The sequence below is a fragment of the Effusibacillus sp. SKA8 genome (assembly GCF_058273125.1).
In genome coordinates, this window is the sequence record NZ_JBZCSF010000011.1 from 21277 (window position 1) to 38352 (window position 17076).

15 protein-coding genes are annotated in these 17076 nt (G+C 53.1%); 14 read left to right on the forward strand and 1 reads right to left on the reverse strand.

Annotated elements, in window-relative coordinates:
• The first annotated feature begins 13 nt into the window (after nt 1-13).
• The 8 genes from AC4ED1_RS10055 to AC4ED1_RS10090 all read left to right on the forward strand — a co-directional run bounded on the left by AC4ED1_RS10055 (nt 14) and on the right by AC4ED1_RS10090 (nt 10198).
• A complete protein-coding gene (locus AC4ED1_RS10055; RefSeq protein WP_490938374.1) occupies nt 14-1441 on the forward strand; it encodes a S41 family peptidase in 1428 nt (475 codons plus the stop codon).
• A gap of 84 nt (nt 1442-1525) precedes the next feature.
• Nucleotides 1526-2812 (forward strand): hypothetical protein, encoded by a 1287-nt coding sequence (locus AC4ED1_RS10060; RefSeq protein WP_490938178.1) that lies wholly within the window; start codon nt 1526-1528, stop codon nt 2810-2812.
• Between the two features lie 36 nt (nt 2813-2848).
• Entirely contained in the window at nt 2849-3658 is an 810-nt protein-coding gene (locus AC4ED1_RS10065; protein ID WP_490938180.1) for a flagellar motor protein, read from the forward strand.
• Nucleotides 3642-4394: a flagellar motor protein MotB gene (locus AC4ED1_RS10070; protein WP_490938182.1), complete on the forward strand. Its 753-nt coding sequence runs from the start codon at nt 3642-3644 to the stop codon at nt 4392-4394. The genes AC4ED1_RS10065 and AC4ED1_RS10070 overlap by 17 nt, the downstream gene beginning before the upstream one ends.
• A 257-nt stretch (nt 4395-4651) precedes the next feature.
• Nucleotides 4652-6637, forward strand: a complete 1986-nt coding sequence (uvrB, locus tag AC4ED1_RS10075) for an excinuclease ABC subunit UvrB (RefSeq protein ID WP_490938376.1) — start codon at nt 4652-4654, stop codon at nt 6635-6637.
• A gap of 79 nt (nt 6638-6716) precedes the next feature.
• On the forward strand, nt 6717-9593 hold the full coding sequence (gene uvrA / locus AC4ED1_RS10080; protein ID WP_490938184.1) for an excinuclease ABC subunit UvrA: 2877 nt from the start codon (nt 6717-6719) through the stop codon (nt 9591-9593).
• A gap of 53 nt (nt 9594-9646) precedes the next feature.
• Nucleotides 9647-9838 carry a PspC domain-containing protein gene (locus tag AC4ED1_RS10085; RefSeq protein WP_490938186.1) on the forward strand — a complete coding sequence of 64 codons (192 nt, stop codon included), beginning with the start codon at nt 9647-9649 and terminating at the stop codon, nt 9836-9838.
• Nucleotides 9839-9850: 12 nt separating this feature from the next.
• Complete coding sequence (locus tag AC4ED1_RS10090; RefSeq protein ID WP_490938188.1) at nt 9851-10198, forward strand: phage holin family protein; 348 nt, start codon at nt 9851-9853, stop codon at nt 10196-10198.
• A gap of 286 nt (nt 10199-10484) precedes the next feature.
• Here the strand turns inward: AC4ED1_RS10090 and AC4ED1_RS10095 are convergent, their stop codons facing one another.
• Complete coding sequence (locus AC4ED1_RS10095) at nt 10485-11450, reverse strand: tyrosine-type recombinase/integrase (RefSeq protein WP_490938190.1); 966 nt, start codon at nt 11448-11450, stop codon at nt 10485-10487.
• A gap of 95 nt (nt 11451-11545) precedes the next feature.
• Between AC4ED1_RS10095 and AC4ED1_RS10100 the strand changes: the two genes are divergently transcribed.
• From AC4ED1_RS10100 to hprK, 6 genes are all read left to right on the forward strand, one after another.
• Nucleotides 11546-11749 (forward strand): aspartyl-phosphate phosphatase Spo0E family protein, encoded by a 204-nt coding sequence (locus tag AC4ED1_RS10100; RefSeq protein WP_490938192.1) that lies wholly within the window; start codon nt 11546-11548, stop codon nt 11747-11749.
• Nucleotides 11746-12450, forward strand: a complete 705-nt coding sequence (locus AC4ED1_RS10105) for an EAL domain-containing protein (RefSeq protein ID WP_490938194.1) — start codon at nt 11746-11748, stop codon at nt 12448-12450. Before AC4ED1_RS10100 ends, AC4ED1_RS10105 begins: the two co-directional genes overlap by 4 nt.
• Before the next feature lie 61 nt (nt 12451-12511).
• Nucleotides 12512-14251 carry a methyl-accepting chemotaxis protein gene (locus AC4ED1_RS10110; protein ID WP_490938196.1) on the forward strand — a complete coding sequence of 580 codons (1740 nt, stop codon included), beginning with the start codon at nt 12512-12514 and terminating at the stop codon, nt 14249-14251.
• 118 nt (nt 14252-14369) lie between these two features.
• Nucleotides 14370-15278, forward strand: coding sequence for an NAD-dependent epimerase/dehydratase family protein (locus AC4ED1_RS10115; RefSeq protein ID WP_490938378.1), 909 nt, complete (start codon nt 14370-14372; stop codon nt 15276-15278).
• Nucleotides 15271-16095 (forward strand): Cof-type HAD-IIB family hydrolase, encoded by an 825-nt coding sequence (locus AC4ED1_RS10120; RefSeq protein ID WP_490938198.1) that lies wholly within the window; start codon nt 15271-15273, stop codon nt 16093-16095. Before AC4ED1_RS10115 ends, AC4ED1_RS10120 begins: the two co-directional genes overlap by 8 nt.
• A 34-nt stretch (nt 16096-16129) precedes the next feature.
• On the forward strand, nt 16130-17065 hold the full coding sequence (hprK, locus tag AC4ED1_RS10125) for an HPr(Ser) kinase/phosphatase (protein WP_490938200.1): 936 nt from the start codon (nt 16130-16132) through the stop codon (nt 17063-17065).
• Nucleotides 17066-17076: the final 11 nt, after the last annotated feature.

Below are 17076 nucleotides of genomic sequence, written 5' to 3' on the forward strand. Positions count from 1 at the left end.
TGAATTCATGCAGATGCGCAAACGCACCCTCGCGTTGCTGTTGGCCCTTTCGCTTGCGGTAGGGGGTGCTTCCACTTACGGGTTTCTTTATTGGAAACTCGGCGGCTTATCCATTGCCGGCCAGGAGATGCCCCGCTTAGGTTCGGGTCAGCAGTTGCCCGATTTTCAAAAATTTAACGAAGCCTATCAAACGATACGCGGAAAGTACTACCGGGAAGTCGACCCGCAAAAGTTGATCGACGGGGCGATTTCAGGAATGATTCAAGCTCTGGATGATCCTTATTCCACATATATGGACAAGGAGGCGGCCGATCAGTTCCATATGTCGCTGTCTTCCTCGTTTGAAGGGATTGGCGCCGAGATCAAGTCGGAAAACGGCCGTGTGACGATCGTGTCCCCTTATAAAGGATCGCCGGCGGAGAAGGCCGGTTTGCGGCCGGGCGATCAGATCCGGAAAGTAAACGGACAAATCTTGGACGGAATGGATATCAATCAGGCGGTTCTGCTGATCCGCGGCAAGAAAGGAACAAAAGCGGAGTTGGAAATCACCCGCCCCGGTTCGCCCGACGCGATCCATGTGGCGGTGATTCGGGACGAAATTCCGCTGGAATCGGTATACTCGGAGTATTTGGGCGACGGGATCGGCAAGATCCAGATTACGTCGTTTTCCGAAAACACCGCGAAGCGGTTTGAAGAAGAACTGAAGAAGCTCGAAGCGCAAGGAATGAAAGGGTTGATCATCGACGTCCGCAACAATCCGGGCGGGTATCTGGAAGCGGTAAACGATATCTGCAATCTCCTGATCCCAAACAAGGGCGTCATTTTACAGGTCGAATACCGCAACGGACAGAAAGAGATCTTTCGTTCCAAGCTGGAAACGGGCAAATACCCGGTGGTCGCCCTGATTGACGGCGGCTCCGCCAGCGCGTCGGAGATTCTTGCCGCAGCCTTGAAAGAATCGGGCAATTATCCGCTTGTCGGCGAAAAGACATTCGGCAAGGGAACGGTTCAGCAAAGCAAATCCTTTGACGACGGTTCCAACTTCAAATACACAATCGCCAAATGGCTGACGCCCAAGGGCAACTGGATTCACAAAAAAGGGGTGGAGCCGGATTATCCGGTTTCGCTGCCGGCTTATTTCAAGCTGACGGCGCTGAATCCTGAGACTCCGTTGAAACGCGATATGAACGGCACGGCAGTCAAGACGCTGCAGCAACTGCTGACCGGAATCGGCTTGGTTCCCGGCCGGGAAGACGGATATTTCAGCGTCCAAACGGAGGAAGCCGTCAAGACGTTCCAACGCATGAACGGCTTGCCGGCGACGGGCGTCGTGGAAGGGGAGACGACCGTCAAGCTGATGCAAGCGATCGATGGGAAGAAAAAATCGAATGATACGCAACTGGAAAAAGCAATTTCTGTGCTTCGCTCGATGATCAAATAGCAGGTAACCGGCAAAGGTCTGTCGAATACTCCCTTGAGGACGCTTCGATCCTCAGGGGGTTTTCGTTTAAAGGGGGATTGGCATTTGCAGGCGTTACCTTTTTTCGTGGAGTTGGGTCGCGGTTTTCTGGAGATCCTGCTTACGCCGTTCTTTTATGTAGCCATTCTCTTGGTATACCTGCAATATCGCAGACAAGTGGCGCTGGAACGCCGGTTGTTCGGGGTGCGCGTTACGTCCGCCGAAAGCCAGACCTTGCGATCCCTTGGTTACGGGATTCTTGGCGGGATGGCTGCCACATTGCTGATAGCCGCTATCGGAATCGTCCTCAATCCGACGGATTTCGCGTATGTGTGGGTGGTTGCGGTTGTTTTGGCACTGTTTCACGTGCGTTTTATCTGTTTCGCTTACGCCGGCGGCATCCTGTCGCTGTTGGCGCTTTTGCTGAATGAGTTGCCCGAATATCCGGTAAGCTGGCCTTGGTTGGCCGTGATATATACGGATTTGCGGGCGCTGTCGATTGCCCATTTATTGGCGTTGGTTGCGGTGCTTCACCTGATTGAGGCGCTTCTGGTGGCGCTGCAGGGTGGCGAAGGAGTGACTCCTATTTTTGTGCAGAGCAAGCGAGGGCGTTTAATCGGCGGTTTCATTCTGCAGAAACTTTGGGTGTTGCCCCTTGCGGCGGTGGTTCTGACCGGCGCCGCAGGTTTGGAATTGCCCGAATGGTGGACGGTATTGCCGCTTGCGGGACTCAAAGGGTTGCAAATCATCCCGATCCCGGCGGTGTTGGGTTACTCGGGCATCGCGTTGGCCCGCCATCCCGCCGAAAAAGCGGTGCGGACAGCCAAATACCTGGCGTTGTACGCAGCCGTTTTGCTTGCCTTGGCGATCCTCGGTGGAAGATTTTTCCCTTCCGTTTTATGGGTAGCCGCTTTGTTTGCCCCGATCGCACACGAAATCCTCATTAGGTGGGAGATGGCTGAGGAGAAAATTCGCCAGCCCCGTTTCGTGAAACCTTTGCAAGGGTTGCGGATTCTGGCGGTGCTTCCCGGCAGTCCCGCGGAAGGCATGGAACTCAGATCCGGAGAGACGATCACAAAGGCAAACGGAGTCCCCGTCAACACCCCGTTTGACCTGCACTTTGCCCTCAACCAAAATCCGGCGTTTATCAAGCTGGAAGTGGTTGACGAGCAGGGGGAGATCCGGTTTGTGGGAAAACCGAGATTCACGGGGGAACATCACGGTTTGGGGTTGATATTGGTTCCGGATGAAGCGGCGAAAGAGTACGTAAGGATCGATACGATCCCGCTGTGGAAAAGATTGTGGAGTTCCATCAACGGAACATCGAAACGCAGATGGAATCTACCTGCATAAACCATTTGAAACTTGCAGCAACGGGAGGAAGCAGAAATGGATCTAACAACAATCCTGGGCTTGATCGCCGGCGTAGGCTTTTTGGTCGGCGCGTTTGTCATGGAAGGCGGACACATCGGTTCGTTGTTCCAGCTGACAGCCGCGATGATCGTTTTCGGCGGCACGGCAGCCGCGCTTACGGTGAGCACTCCGCTGGAACAATTGAAGCAAGTGCCGAAAATTTTAAAAATCGCATTTACTCACAAACCGCGCGATCCGTTGGAAGTCATCGACGAGTTGGTCTCGCTGGCGACGATTGCGCGGCGGGAAGGGATTCTGGCGCTGGAAGAAAAGATCGAGACTTACGAAGACGAATTTTTCAAAAACGGCGTCCGATTGGTCGTCGACGGCGTGGACCCCGAATTGGTGCGCAGCATCATGGAAACGGAACTTTCGTTTATTGAGGAGCGCCATTCCAAAGGGGCGGCGCTCTTTGAGCAAGCCGGCGGTTTCGCGCCGACAATGGGGATTATCGGAACCGTCATGGGCTTGGTTCACGTATTATCCAACCTGGAAGACGCGAGCAAGCTCGGTCCCGCGATTGCAGTCGCCTTTATTGCCACGTTGTACGGTGTCGCTTCCGCCAATATCATGTGGTTGCCGATTGCCAACAAATTGAAAATTCGCAGCAAACAGGAAGTTATGATCCGTGAACTGATGATTGAAGGAATCTTGTCGATCCAAGCGGGTGAGAACCCGAATATTCTCTCCCAAAAACTGAAGGTGTTCCTGGCGCCCGCAAACCGCACGAAAAGCGGAGAGGCAGCCGGGCGAGAGGTAGGCGGGGCGGATGTCGAGACGGCGTAAGAACCACGCGGGCACGCATGAAAATCTTGAGCGTTGGCTGTTGACATACGCGGATCTTATCACATTGCTCATGATTTTTTTCGTCGTGTTGTATGCGATGTCAAAAATCGATATGACCAAATATGAGCGCTTAGCCGTTTCGCTGAATCAGTCGTTCTACGAAGGTTCAACCGGAGTGATGCAGACGAAATTTGAAAAATCGTCGGGAGAGCCGAACGAAGCGGGGAAGTCCATCGACAAGGAAACGCTGGAAGCAAACAGGAGAATGGCGGAAGAGAACCAGCGCCTGAAGGACGCGGAGCAAAAACTGAGGCAACATGTCCAACAAAACGGGCTCAGCGACAAAATCATGGTCGAAATGACCGCGAAAGGCGTACAGATCACTTTGCGCGACGTGGCCTTGTACGACACGGGTTCGGCGACGCTGAAACCGGAAGCGGAAAAAATACTGTCCGGCATCGCGCCATTTCTGAAGGCGCTGCCGAATAAAATTTCGATTGAAGGCCATACGGACAATGTGCCAATTCACAATGCGCAGTTCCGTTCCAACTTTGATTTGTCAACCGCAAGAGCGTTAAATGTGCTTTATTATTTCCAAAGCCAAGAAGTCAAACCGGAACTGATGACGGTGACCGGGTACGGGGAGTACAGTCCGGTGGCAAACAACAATACACCGGAAGGCCGTGCGGCCAACCGGCGGGTCAATGTCATCATCCTGAGAAACCCGGTCAACTGATATAACTGATGCAAACGATGAAAAGCGTTTTGGAACCTTTCCGCACGATTTGACCGTCTGCACGTGTCGATTCAACAGCGGGAAGGTTTTTGCCGTGTATCCCGTTTCTACACGTTCCGCTGGATTTTCGGCGATTCTTTCGATACAATGGAACATAAGTTCGTGAATGGTTGTGGGGGTATTCTTACATAAAAATGTTATGTTATCCTGCTTGGGGGGAATTTAGTATCATGCAGGTTACGGAAAGGGTGAGAATGATGGCGGAACGGAAGGGAATCTTTGAGCTAAAGTCCGAATACGCTCCGCGCGGCGATCAGCCAAAAGCGATTGAAGCGCTGGTGGAAGGGCTGCAAAACGGGTACAAACATCAGGTGTTGCTGGGTGTGACCGGTTCCGGCAAAACGTTTACGATGGCGAATGTCATCGCCAAAGTAAACAAACCGACCCTTGTCCTCGCGCCGAACAAGACATTGGCCGCACAGCTTGCCGCCGAGTTCAAAGAATTTTTTCCGAACAACGCGGTGGAATATTTTGTTTCGTACTACGACTACTACCAACCGGAGGCTTACATCCCGTCCTCCGACACATATATCGAAAAGGACGCGAAAATCAACGATGAAATCGATAAGTTGCGGCACTCCGCCACAAGTTCGTTACTGGAACGAAGCGATGTGATTGTGGTGGGTTCCGTTTCCTCGATTTACGGTTTGGGGAGTCCGGTCGAATACGCCGCGCATGTGTTGTCGCTCCGGGTTGGGATGGAAAAACCGAGAAACGACATCCTGCGCAAACTTGTCGAAATGCAATACGAACGAAACGACATCAATTTTGTCCGGGGTACGTTCCGGGTCCGCGGGGATGTTTTGGAAATTTTTCCGGCTTCGCGAAGTGAAAGAGCGTTTCGCGTGGAACTGTTCGGAGATGAGATTGACAGGATCACGGAGATTGACGTGGTGACCGGCGAAATCGTGGGAACGCGCCAGCACGTTGCGATTTTCCCGGCGTCTCACTTCGTGACCTCCGGCGATAAGATGGAGCGAGCCATCGCAAGCATCCGGGCGGAACTGGCGGAGCGGCTGGCGGAGCTGCGTTCCTCTGGAAAACTCTTGGAAGCGCAGCGGCTGGAACAACGGACCAACTATGATTTGGAGATGCTGGCAGAGATCGGTTTCTGTTCGGGAATCGAGAACTACTCGCGTCACCTCGAAGGACGGCCTGCGGGTTCCCCGCCGAATACGCTGCTCGACTATTTTCCGAAAGATTTCCTGCTGATCATCGACGAGTCCCATGTCGCGGTGCCGCAAATCGGCGGCATGTATAACGGGGACCGCAGCCGTAAACTGACGTTGATCGAACACGGTTTTCGTCTGCCGTCTGCCGCCGACAACCGGCCACTCAAATTTGAAGAGTTTGAAGCGCGGGTCCATCAGGTGATCTACGTGTCCGCAACGCCGGGGGATTATGAACTGGAGCGTGCGGATCAGGTTGTCGAACAGATTATCCGCCCGACGGGGCTTGTCGATCCGAAAATCGACGTGCGGCCGATAAAAGGCCAAATAGACGATCTTGTAGGCGAAATCAACAAGCGGGTGAAGCGGGATGAACGCGTGCTGGTGACCACCCTTACGAAAAAGATGGCCGAAGATCTCACCGATTACCTGAAAGATATCGGAATTAAAGTGAGATATTTGCATTCGGACATCAAGACGCTGGAGCGAATGATGATCCTGCGCGATTTGCGCATGGGCGTGTTCGATGTGCTGATCGGGATCAACTTGCTCCGCGAGGGTTTGGATTTGCCCGAAGTTTCCCTGGTCGCCATTTTGGATGCGGATAAGGAAGGATTTTTGCGGGCGGAGCGTTCGCTGATTCAGACGATCGGACGGGCGGCACGCAATGCGGACGGGCATGTGATCATGTACGCCGATATGATCACCAGATCGATGCGGGTTGCGATTGACGAGACAAACCGGCGCCGTACGATCCAGGAAGAGTATAACAGGCGGAACGGGATCACGCCGCAAACGGTTCGTAAAGCGGTCCGCGAGGTGATCGAAGCAACGAGGGCGGCCGAATCGAAGGCCGAATACAACCTGAGGAAGAGCGTTGACAAGATGTCCAAGAAAGATCGCGAACAACTGATCAAGACGCTCGAAAAAGAGATGAAAGAAGCAGCAAAAGCGCTGCAGTTCGAGCGGGCCGCCGAACTGCGCGATATCATACTTGAATTGTCGGCCTCGTGAGACTGCGTTTCGACACTCGTTCATTCGCTTTCGACGTTTTTCCCGGGAAATGTAGAAACGTGCGGAAAAGGAGATCTTTATGGCACAACAATATATTGTGGTAAAGGGAGCACGCGCACATAATCTCAAAAATATCGATGTGCAGATTCCAAGGGACAAACTGGTAGTTTTGACCGGGCTCAGCGGATCGGGAAAATCTTCTTTGGCGTTCGACACGATCTATGCGGAAGGCCAGCGCCGGTATGTGGAATCATTATCCGCTTACGCCCGGCAGTTTCTCGGGCAGATGGATAAGCCGGATGTCGATTCCATCGACGGGCTGTCGCCGGCGATCTCAATCGACCAGAAGACGACGAGCCGCAACCCCCGGTCCACGGTCGGAACGGTAACGGAAATTTACGATTATTTGCGCCTTCTGTTCGCGCGGATTGGGCAACCTTTTTGTCCGAACTGCAACATCCCGATTTCGTCGCAAACGGTGGAGCAAATGGTCGACCGCATTCTGGAACTGCCGGAGCGGACGAAGATTCAGATCTTCGCGCCGCTGATCAGAGGGCGCAGGGGAGAACACGCCAAACTATTGGAAGATATTGGGAAGCAAGGGTTTGTCCGTGTTCGAGTCGATGGTGAGATCCGCGATTTGTCGGACGAAATCGTGCTCGAAAAAAACAAAAAACACACGATTGAAGCGGTTGTCGACCGGATTGTCGTCAAAGCCGGCGTCGAAACCCGCCTGGCCGATTCGCTGGAGATTGCGTTAAACCTGTCGGGCGGCACTGTGACAGTCGGAGTGGTCGGCGGGGAAGAGATGGTTTTTTCGCAAAATCTGGGGTGCCCGGAATGCGGATTCTCGGTCGAGGAGTTGAGTCCGCGCATGTTCTCGTTCAATTCGCCGTACGGGGCGTGCGAAACCTGTTCCGGACTCGGTACGAACATGGAAGTGGATCCCGATTTGGTGATCCCCGACCGAACCAAGACGCTGGCGGAAGGAGCGTTTGTGCCGTGGTCGGGTACGGCTTCCAACTACTACCCGCAGCTCTTGGCGTCAGCTTGCAAACATTTCGGCATTCCAATGGACATTCCCGTCGGGAAGATTCCGCAGGAGAAACTGGACAAACTGCTGTACGGGGCTCCCGGCGAAAAAATCCGCTTTCAGTACGACAATGATTTCGGCCAGACAAAAGTGGCGGAAGTGTTCTTTGAAGGATTGATCCCGAACCTGGAAAGGCGCTACCGGGAAACGGTTTCCGATTATGTGCGAGAATTTGTCGAAGAGTTTATGAGCGCAAAGCCCTGCCCGGCATGCAACGGCGACCGCTTGAAACCCGAGGTGTTGGCCGTGCGGATCAACGGCCGCAATATCGCTCAAGTTACGCGTTTGTCCGTCAACGAAGCTCTGGAATATTTCGAGAATCTGAAACTGACGGAAAAAGAGGAAACGATTGCCCGCCTGATTCTGAAAGAGATCAAATCCCGTCTCGGGTTTCTGCGGAATGTGGGGTTGGATTACCTGAATCTGAGCCGGGCGGCCGGAACGTTGTCCGGCGGGGAAGCGCAGCGGATTCGTCTGGCCACCCAGATCGGTTCCGCTTTGACGGGAGTGCTTTATGTGCTGGACGAACCGTCAATCGGGCTGCATCAGCGGGATAACGCACGCTTGATCCGAACGCTGGAACACATGCGCGATCTCGGAAACACGTTGATCGTGGTGGAACATGACGAAGACACGATGCTGGCGTCCGACTATATCATCGATATCGGACCGGGTGCGGGGATTCACGGCGGGCAGATCGTCGCCCAGGGTACGCCGCGAGAAGTGATGGAAAACGAAAATTCCTTGACCGGCCAGTACCTGTCCGGCAAGAAGATGATTCCGGTGCCGGAGCAGCGGCGCAAACCGAACGGCAAATGGATTGAAGTCCAGGGTGCGACGGAAAACAACTTGCAAGACATCACGGTGAAATTCCCGCTCGGCGTCTTCACCTGTGTAACCGGTGTGTCGGGATCCGGAAAGTCGACGCTGGTGAACGAGATTTTGCACAAAGCGCTGGCCCAGCAATTGAACGGAGCGAGAACCAAGCCGGGCGCCCATAAGAAAATCACCGGCCTTGAACATCTGGACAAGGTGATCGATATCGACCAGTCTCCCATCGGTCGCACGCCGCGTTCCAATCCGGCCACCTATACCGGGGTTTTTGACGATATTCGCGACGTGTTTGCAACGACCAATGAGGCGAAAATCCGCGGCTACAAAAAGGGCCGGTTTTCGTTCAACGTCAAGGGGGGGCGCTGCGAGGCGTGCCGCGGTGACGGGATCATCAAGATCGAGATGCACTTCCTGCCGGACGTGTATGTTCCGTGCGAGGTATGCAAGGGACGCCGTTATAACAGGGAAACGCTGGAAGTGAAATACAAGAACAAGAGCATCGCGGACGTGTTGGATATGACAGTTGAAGATGCGCTGGAGTTTTTCAAAAACGTGCCGCGAATCCAACGCAAATTACAAACGCTGTACGACGTCGGTCTCGGCTATATCCGCCTGGGCCAACCTGCGACCACGTTGTCCGGGGGAGAAGCGCAGCGGGTGAAGTTGGCATCCGAATTGCATCGCCGCAGCAACGGCCGCACGATGTACATTCTGGATGAACCGACCACCGGCTTGCATACCGCCGATATCGAACGTTTGCTGCAGGTGCTGCAGCGCCTTGTGGATGCAGGGGACACCGTAGTGGTGATCGAGCATAATTTGGATGTGATCAAGACGGCGGATTATCTGATCGATTTGGGGCCGGAAGGCGGCGACCGGGGAGGTACGGTGGTCGCGGTGGGCACCCCGGAAGAAGTCGCGAAAGTCAAAGCCTCTCATACGGGTGCGTTTCTCGGGCCGATTCTGGAGCGCGACAAGCGGCGTGCAAAAGAAAAATCCGAAGCAAAAGCCGGAGCGGCTGTATCGTAAATCGACAGAAGCCACTATGCGCATCCATAATGGAAGTGGATGCGGAAAGGGAGATGTTTGTGAAAAAACTGGTTCGATCCCGCAGGGAACGCATGATAGCCGGAGTCTGCGGAGGGTTGGCGGAATATTTTAACCTGGATCCGACGGTCGTCCGGGTGGCGTATGTGGCGTTGGCAGTTTTGACCGCTTTTTCCGGTATTTTGGTTTATATCCTGTTGATGATCATCATCCCTTCCGAGGCGTAGGAGGTGGCCGGCATGAACATTTTCGCCAGAATTTTGCTGAATGCCCTGGCACTTCTGCTGGTGGCAGGGTTGTTTGAGGGCATTTCGTTTGCGCCCGGTACGGACGGGGTGATGGCCGCCCTCTGGGCAGGACTGGTGCTCGGGATCGTAAATGCGACGATCAAACCGGTTATTAAACTTTTGACGCTGCCGGTCAATATCTTATCGTTGGGGATCTTCGGGCTGCTGACGAACGCTCTGCTGCTGAAGGTTGTGGACTGGCTGACGCCGGGATTTGAGGTGCACGGTTTTTTTGCGGCATTTTTCGGAGCGATTGTGTTGACGGTTGTCTCGTCGGTTTTGAGCCAATTTGGCCGATAAAAGCCAAGCTGCGGATGGTTATAACAGAAGGGACGGCATAAAAGGCGTTCCACTGGTGGAACATGTTGTCTTACGGTGAGAAGAGACGCACAACTTCGGTTGGCGTCCTTTATTATGGGCTTTTTTCTTTTCAAGTTACGATAAAAATTGCCAAAGGAGCATACAAACGAGGTTTCTCTTAGGAGATAATAGGTCGTACAATGCGAGTTGTCCGACAAAATTTGATAATAACCAACAACTAAATATTATAGTCGAAAGCTAAAAAAATAACTACCGATTTTGAAAGTTAATTTAAATAAATATCTTTTAAACAGTCTTCCACATAGTCGGGGGCTGCTTTTTTTATTTGTTCCACAGTGTGAAGATAGCGTTGGGTGGTATTGATATGGGCATGTCCGAGATTTTCCTGCACTTGTTGCAAGGAAGCCCCATGCAATAAAGCGAGTGTGGCATTCGTATGACGTAGCCAATGCGGCGTCACCTTTTTCAACAGATTGCTTTGTTCCCGCGCTTTTTGAATAATTCGCTCCACATGTCTGGCGGTTAAAGGAAACAGCCGTTGGTCCATGATTTTGCTTTCCCCCGATTGCCGCGATGCCAGCAAAAACTTTTGATACATGTTCCACAATGATTGCGGTACTTTGACTTCACGCTGTTTTCCGCCTTTTCCCATCGGGATGGACAACCAAATGGAACTTTCCGCCGGGTCTGCATGAAAATGTTCCCAGCGAATAGAAATTAACTCCGAAACTCGCAGCCCCAACAATACAAGAGTAAGTCCGATCAGAAAGTCACGTTGGCCTTGTTTCTTAAGTTGGTTCAACAGTTGTGCAACCTCTCGCTTGGTCAAGAAATGATTTTTGCTGGTGACCGGTATTTTAGGGATTTGCACTGGAGTTGTCGGATTATGGGGAAAAATGCCGATATTCGGATCGCTCCCCCATTGATACAGAGAACGCAAGGCGGCGATCAGATTTGCGACTGTAGCAGGGGAAGGCGGGTTGCCGTTTTTATTCAGAAACCCTTGCTCCAATGCGATTTTGTACACTTCAATCTCCCGCCATGTGACTTCATGCAGCGGTTTAAAGGAAATAAACCGCCGGAATTGCTCTATGGCCCTACCATAGTTTCGGCGGGTATAGGGTGAACGAAGTGTACCCAAAAACATACGAACGACCTGTTCGTCTTTGTGCCTGGCAGCATGTCCCGCATGCTGAATCATTTGGACCGGTAGAAGATTTTGCCGTTTCATTCTTCGTTTGCCTCCCTGTGTCATGTCGGACAACTCGCATTGTACGACCTATTATAAAGGCTGTGCAATGCCGGTTTGTGACGGTGAGGGAAATTGTGTTGGACAGCCAGAAGAATCTGAAACAACTGAAAAAAAAGATTGAGATATTGCGGCGGCAGCTCCATCAGGATTTTCAGACCAAAAAATCGTTTTCCGATCCGGACATTTACCGTTTAAGCGTCCAACTGGATTTCCTCCTTGTAGAGTACCAAAAGCATGTGGGGTTGCGTGAGTGCTTGTCAGTTGAGGTGAAAAAATGAATGGAACATTCAGCATGGAGCATGTGCAATTGGTTCCTTTTTACCAACGGATTGTGAAATTGACGGAGCCGGCAACGGATTTTGGATATGAAGCGACGATTCGTGGCAAGACGGCTTCGGGGGAAGAAGTGATGCCTTCGGTATTGTTCAAAACGACAGAAGAAGAGCAGGTGCTGCTGGATTATCAAGCGAGAATGATCGCGATTCGCGAAGCGGTTTTATTGCCAAAAAATTCCCTTTTGTTTCTCAACTGCCATCCTTTGTCGTTGCAAGCGGAATTCATTTTTGAAGACATGGCGGATCTGGGTGTTCCGGCGCAGCAATTGGTGTTGGAAATCACCGAGCAATCCCCCGTTGTCTGTTCCGCGTCTTTGCAGCGGTTGCTCGCGACATTCAGGCAGCAGGGGATGAAGATCGCGATTGATGATTTTGGCGGAGGCTTTTCAAACCTGTGGTTGGTTGAAGCGTTGCAGCCGGATTTTATCAAGCTCGACCGCAGTATCGTTCTTCGTGTTGATCAGACGGATCAAGCCAGGAGACTGGTTGAGGGCATGGTTGCATTCGCGGAGAAAGTTCAAACCGAACTGATTGCGGAAGGCGTTGAAAGGGAAACCCAGAAGGACGTTTTAAGGGAATTGGGTGTGACTTATGGACAGGGGTTCTTTTTTGGACATCCGGTTATGCCGCAAAGCCTCAAATAAGATTAGTTAAATATAATTAATATTGAATTAAAATTAAATTCTGTTTTGGGGGTTATTATAGTTGAAGTTATGGAACAAACTGCGTACCAAGCTGATCGCCATGTGTCTGCTGTTGCTGATCGTCCCTAGCGTCATCATTGGAACTGTCAGCTATCGACTCGCCAAACAAGAGTTGGACCAATCCGGCAAGATTCAATTGAAAAACGATGTCCGCCTCGTCCTCTCCATGATTGATTCTCTCGACAGACAGGTGAAAAACGGCTCGCTGAAGCTGGAAGACGCGCAAGAAATGGTCAAGGAAAAACTGTTGGGACCGAAACAAGACGGAAAACGCCCTATCAACAAAAAATTCGATCTCGGTGCAAACGGTTATTTTTTTGCGTGTGATGCGGCAGGTACGCTGGTGGCACACCCCAGTATGGAAGGAAGCAATTTGTGGGACAAAAAAGACGCGGACGGATTTTATTACGCCCGCGACTTCGTCGAGAAAGCGAAAAGCGGCGGCGGTTACACCTATTACAAATTTGCGTTGCCGAACGATCCGAACGCGATTGCGCCCAAAATCGTCTATTCGGAAATGGACCCGAACTGGGGTTGGATCGTCTGTGCCGGATCTTACATGCAGGATTACAACAGCGGCGCCGACAAGATCCTGCAGCTTCTATTCGCCACGCTTGCAGTCTCCACATCCATCGGGGCGGTTGTGGCGTTGTGGTCTGCGGGGCGCATCACCAAACCGGTCAACATGTTGGCGGACCAAGTCCGGCGCGTGGCTGGCAACGACTTGACCGTTGAACCGGTGGCGATCAAAAACAAAGACGAAATCGGCCAACTCGCCCGGGGCTTCAATGTTATGATCGGCAATCTGAAGGAGATTGTGGGGCAAGTGGCGCTCAGTTCCCAGCAAGTCGCCGCCGCCGCCGAACAATTGGCGGCAAGTTCGGAACAGAGCGGCAGGGCGACCGAACAAATCTCCCACGCAATTCAGGAAGTGGCGGAAGGAGCCGACAAACAGGTGCAAAGCGTCGACAACACGTCCCGCGCGATCCGTGAAATGTCGGACGGGGTACAGCAAATCGCCGTCAACTCGCAGAACGTTTCCTCCATGGCCCTGAAAGCGTCCGAAATGTCGGCGGAAGGCAGGCGGGCGATAGACACGGTGATCGAACAGATGAATCTGATCACCAGTTCGGTCGGCGAGTTGTCGCAGGTGGTCAAAGACCTGGGCGAACGTTCGCAGGAAATCGGGCAGATTCTGGAAGTGATCACCGGCATCGCCGGGCAGACGAACCTGCTCGCTTTAAACGCGGCGATTGAAGCGGCACGGGCGGGCGAACACGGGCGCGGATTTGCAGTCGTCGCCGACGAAGTGAGAAAACTGGCGGAGCAATCGGCGGAATCCGCCATGAAGATTACGGACATCATCACTGCGATCCAGGCCGACACCGGCAAAGCTGTAGTGACGATGGAGGCGACGGCCAAAGAGGTATCTGCAGGGATGGGGGCCGTCGGTTCGGCGGGCGATGCGTTTGCGAAGATCCGGCAATTGGTAGAGGAAGTGACGGAACAGATTCAAACCGTCACCGCCGCTGTCCAACAATTGTCCGGAGGAACCGAGCAGATCGTCCGTTCGGTGGGGGTTATTGCGGAAGTGAGCGAAACCACCGCAGCGGGCACGCAAAACGTGTCGGCTGCCGCCGAGGAACAACTGGCGGCGATGCAGGAAATCGCCTCTTCGTCGGCATCGCTGTCAAAAATGGCGGAAGAGCTGCAGGCGTTGGTCGGCAAGTTTAAAATGTGAGGGTGGCGGTGTTCCGCTCCCGAAGAAGACGGTTCAAAGGCCGTCTTTTCTTTTGGTTGCAAGTTCGATATATTTAAATAAACCATGCGGGAAACGAACGGGGGATTCAATTTTGAAAGTGCTTGTTACCGGGGGAGCCGGATTTGTCGGCTCCCACATTGTGGACCAATTGCTGGAACACCGGCATGAAGTCGTCGTGCTCGACAACCTGGTTACCGGGGATCGCCGCAATCTTCCCGCCGGTGTGCCGCTTGTCGTGCAGGATGTGAGTTCCGATCTCGAGCCGCTTTTTGCCAGAGAGCGGTTTGATGCAGTGATTCATCAGGCGGCGCAGGTAAGCGTGCCGCTCTCGATTCAGGACCCGCTCCATGATCTGCGGGTCAATCTGGAAGGGCTGGTCCGGTTGCTGGAAGCGTGCCGGAAGCACCGGGTAGGAAAAATGGTTTTTGCGTCGTCCGCCGCCGTGTACGGCACCCCGGTCCGGTTGCCGATTCCGGAAGAACATCCGCTGGTTCCGCTGTCGCCTTACGGATTGACGAAAAAGACGGCGGAGGAGTATTTGCGAATCTATTCCGAACTGTACGGAATCGAATATTCCATCCTGCGCTACAGCAACGTTTACGGCCCCCGCCAACCGGTGAAAGGGGAAAGCGGAGTGATTGCGATTTTCACCGACGCTTTGAGCAAGGGCCGGGTGCCGACCATCAACGGAGACGGAAGTGACACCAGGGATTACGTATATGTGGAGGATGTGGCGAAAGCCAATCTTATGGCGCTTGCCAAAGGGGGCGGTCAGGTTTTCAACGTCTCTACGGCGACCGCCGTGAACCTGAATCAACTGTTTTCAACTTTAATCGGTATCCTGGGCATACAGATCGAGCCGCAATACGGACCGGAAAGACCCGGCGATATCAAACACTCGACGCTGGCGAATGAAAAAATCCGCAGTGTGCTGGGATGGAGTCCGCAAACGGAACTCCATGACGGATTGCGGAAAACGGTGGAGTGGGTGAAGCAGCATGGGTAAGACAACGGCGAAGAACAACAGCCCGTACAAATTGGTGGCCATTGATTTGGACGATACGCTGCTGCGTGAAGATTTGACGATCTCCGAACGCAATAGGGAGACGATATGCCGGGTTGTCGAACAAGGCGTTATCGTCACGATCGCGACGGGGCGGATGTATGCGTCCGCCCGACGGTTTGCCCGTCAGTTGCAATTGGACGTGCCGTTGATCACGTATCAGGGAGCGTTGATCAAAACGGCGTTAAACGGTGAAGTGATGTACGAAAAACTGCTTGCTCCCGATATTGCCCATGCGGCCATTTGTCTGGCCGAGCAGCGAGGCGTCCACATCCAGGCGTATGCCAACGATACTCTTTACACACAGCATGAAAATAAGGAAGTGCGCGCCTATACGGAATTAACGGGCGTATCTTATGAAGTCGCCGATTTGAGAGAGATCGCGGACCGCGGCGTGCCGAAGGTTCTCTATGCGGGAGACCCGGAATTTTTGGACGAATTTGCGCATGAGGTTAAGGCCCTTGTGGGAAAACAGGCAAATGTGTTCAAATCTAAACCCTATTTTCTTGAAGTGACGCACCCGGAAGCGACGAAGGGACAGGCGCTTGACTTTCTCACGCGCCGTTTTGGAATCTCCCGCGAACAGATTATCGCGATAGGCGACAGTTACAACGACCTCGACATGATCGAGTACGCGGGACTGGGAATCGTCATGGAAAATGCGCCTGTCGCCATTCGGCAAATTGCCGATTATGTGACGGGGCATCACGAAAAAGACGGCGTGGCGGAAGCGTTGGAACGGTTTATCCTGGCAGTGTGACGGGCGAATCAAAGTTATTTTTGAGGTGGATCGCGTGTACAAATCGATACAGACCAAAACTTTAATCGAAGAGTTCGATCTCACCCTGCTGAATCCGGGGGCTGACATTAGCCGGGAGATCACCGTCAGCGACATCAACCGGCCGGGCCTGGCTCTGGCCGGATTTTTCATCTACCATCCGGCTGAGCGGGTGCAATTGTTGGGGAGAACGGAGCTGGCCTTTTTCAATTCGATGCACAAGCACGAGCAACAGGCACGGGCCGACGCACTTTGCCAGTTCGCGCAAACTCCCTGTATTGTCGTTTCAAGAGAGCAAACGGTACCCGATATTCTGTTGGAAACCGCCAGCCGGTACGGCTTGCCGGTTTTGCGGGGAAAATTCGGCACAACCAAGCTGTCCGGACGGTTGCAGCGCTTTCTCGATTTAAAGCTGGCGCCGGAGACCCAGGTGCACGGGGTATTGGTTGATGTGTACGGAATTGGAATCCTGATTATGGGACCGTCCGGCATCGGGAAAAGCGAGACCGCCCTGGAACTGATCAAGCGCGGCCATCGGCTGGTCGCGGACGATGCGGTTGAAATCCGTCAGGTTGAAGACGAAATTCTGGTCGGGGAATCTCCCGAACTGTTGAAAAATCTGCTGGAAATCCGGGGGCTCGGTATTCTGAACGTCATGACGCTGTTCGGGGCGGGAGCGATTCGGACGCGAAAACAGATCGAATTTGTGATTCGCCTGGAGATGTGGAAGGAAGACATGCAGGTTGACCGTCTGGGTCTGGACGATAACACCACCCGCATTCTTGACACTGAGTTACCTTGTGTCACACTCCCTGTCATGCCGGGGCGCAACTTGGCGGTCCTGATCGAGGTGGCCGCAATGAACCAGCGCCTCAAAAGAATGGGCTACAATGCTGCCAAAGACCTGTCGGAAAAACTGTTGCACGCCATCGCGGAACAAGAACACCATTAAACGCGGTCAGA

Coding starts and splice junctions, on each gene's coding strand:
- AC4ED1_RS10085 (WP_490938186.1), top strand. CDS start 9,647: ATGTTTGTGAAAAAACTGGTTCGATCCCGCAGGGAACGCATGATAGCC.
- uvrA (WP_490938184.1), top strand. CDS start 6,717: ATGGCACAACAATATATTGTGGTAAAGGGAGCACGCGCACATAATCTC.
- uvrB (WP_490938376.1), top strand. CDS start 4,652: ATGGCGGAACGGAAGGGAATCTTTGAGCTAAAGTCCGAATACGCTCCG.
- AC4ED1_RS10065 (WP_490938180.1), top strand. CDS start 2,849: ATGGATCTAACAACAATCCTGGGCTTGATCGCCGGCGTAGGCTTTTTG.
- AC4ED1_RS10120 (WP_490938198.1), top strand. CDS start 15,271: ATGGGTAAGACAACGGCGAAGAACAACAGCCCGTACAAATTGGTGGCC.
- AC4ED1_RS10055 (WP_490938374.1), top strand. CDS start 14: ATGCGCAAACGCACCCTCGCGTTGCTGTTGGCCCTTTCGCTTGCGGTA.
- AC4ED1_RS10070 (WP_490938182.1), top strand. CDS start 3,642: ATGTCGAGACGGCGTAAGAACCACGCGGGCACGCATGAAAATCTTGAG.
- AC4ED1_RS10090 (WP_490938188.1), top strand. CDS start 9,851: ATGAACATTTTCGCCAGAATTTTGCTGAATGCCCTGGCACTTCTGCTG.
- AC4ED1_RS10095 (WP_490938190.1), bottom strand. CDS start 11,450: ATGAAACGGCAAAATCTTCTACCGGTCCAAATGATTCAGCATGCGGGA.
- AC4ED1_RS10105 (WP_490938194.1), top strand. CDS start 11,746: ATGAATGGAACATTCAGCATGGAGCATGTGCAATTGGTTCCTTTTTAC.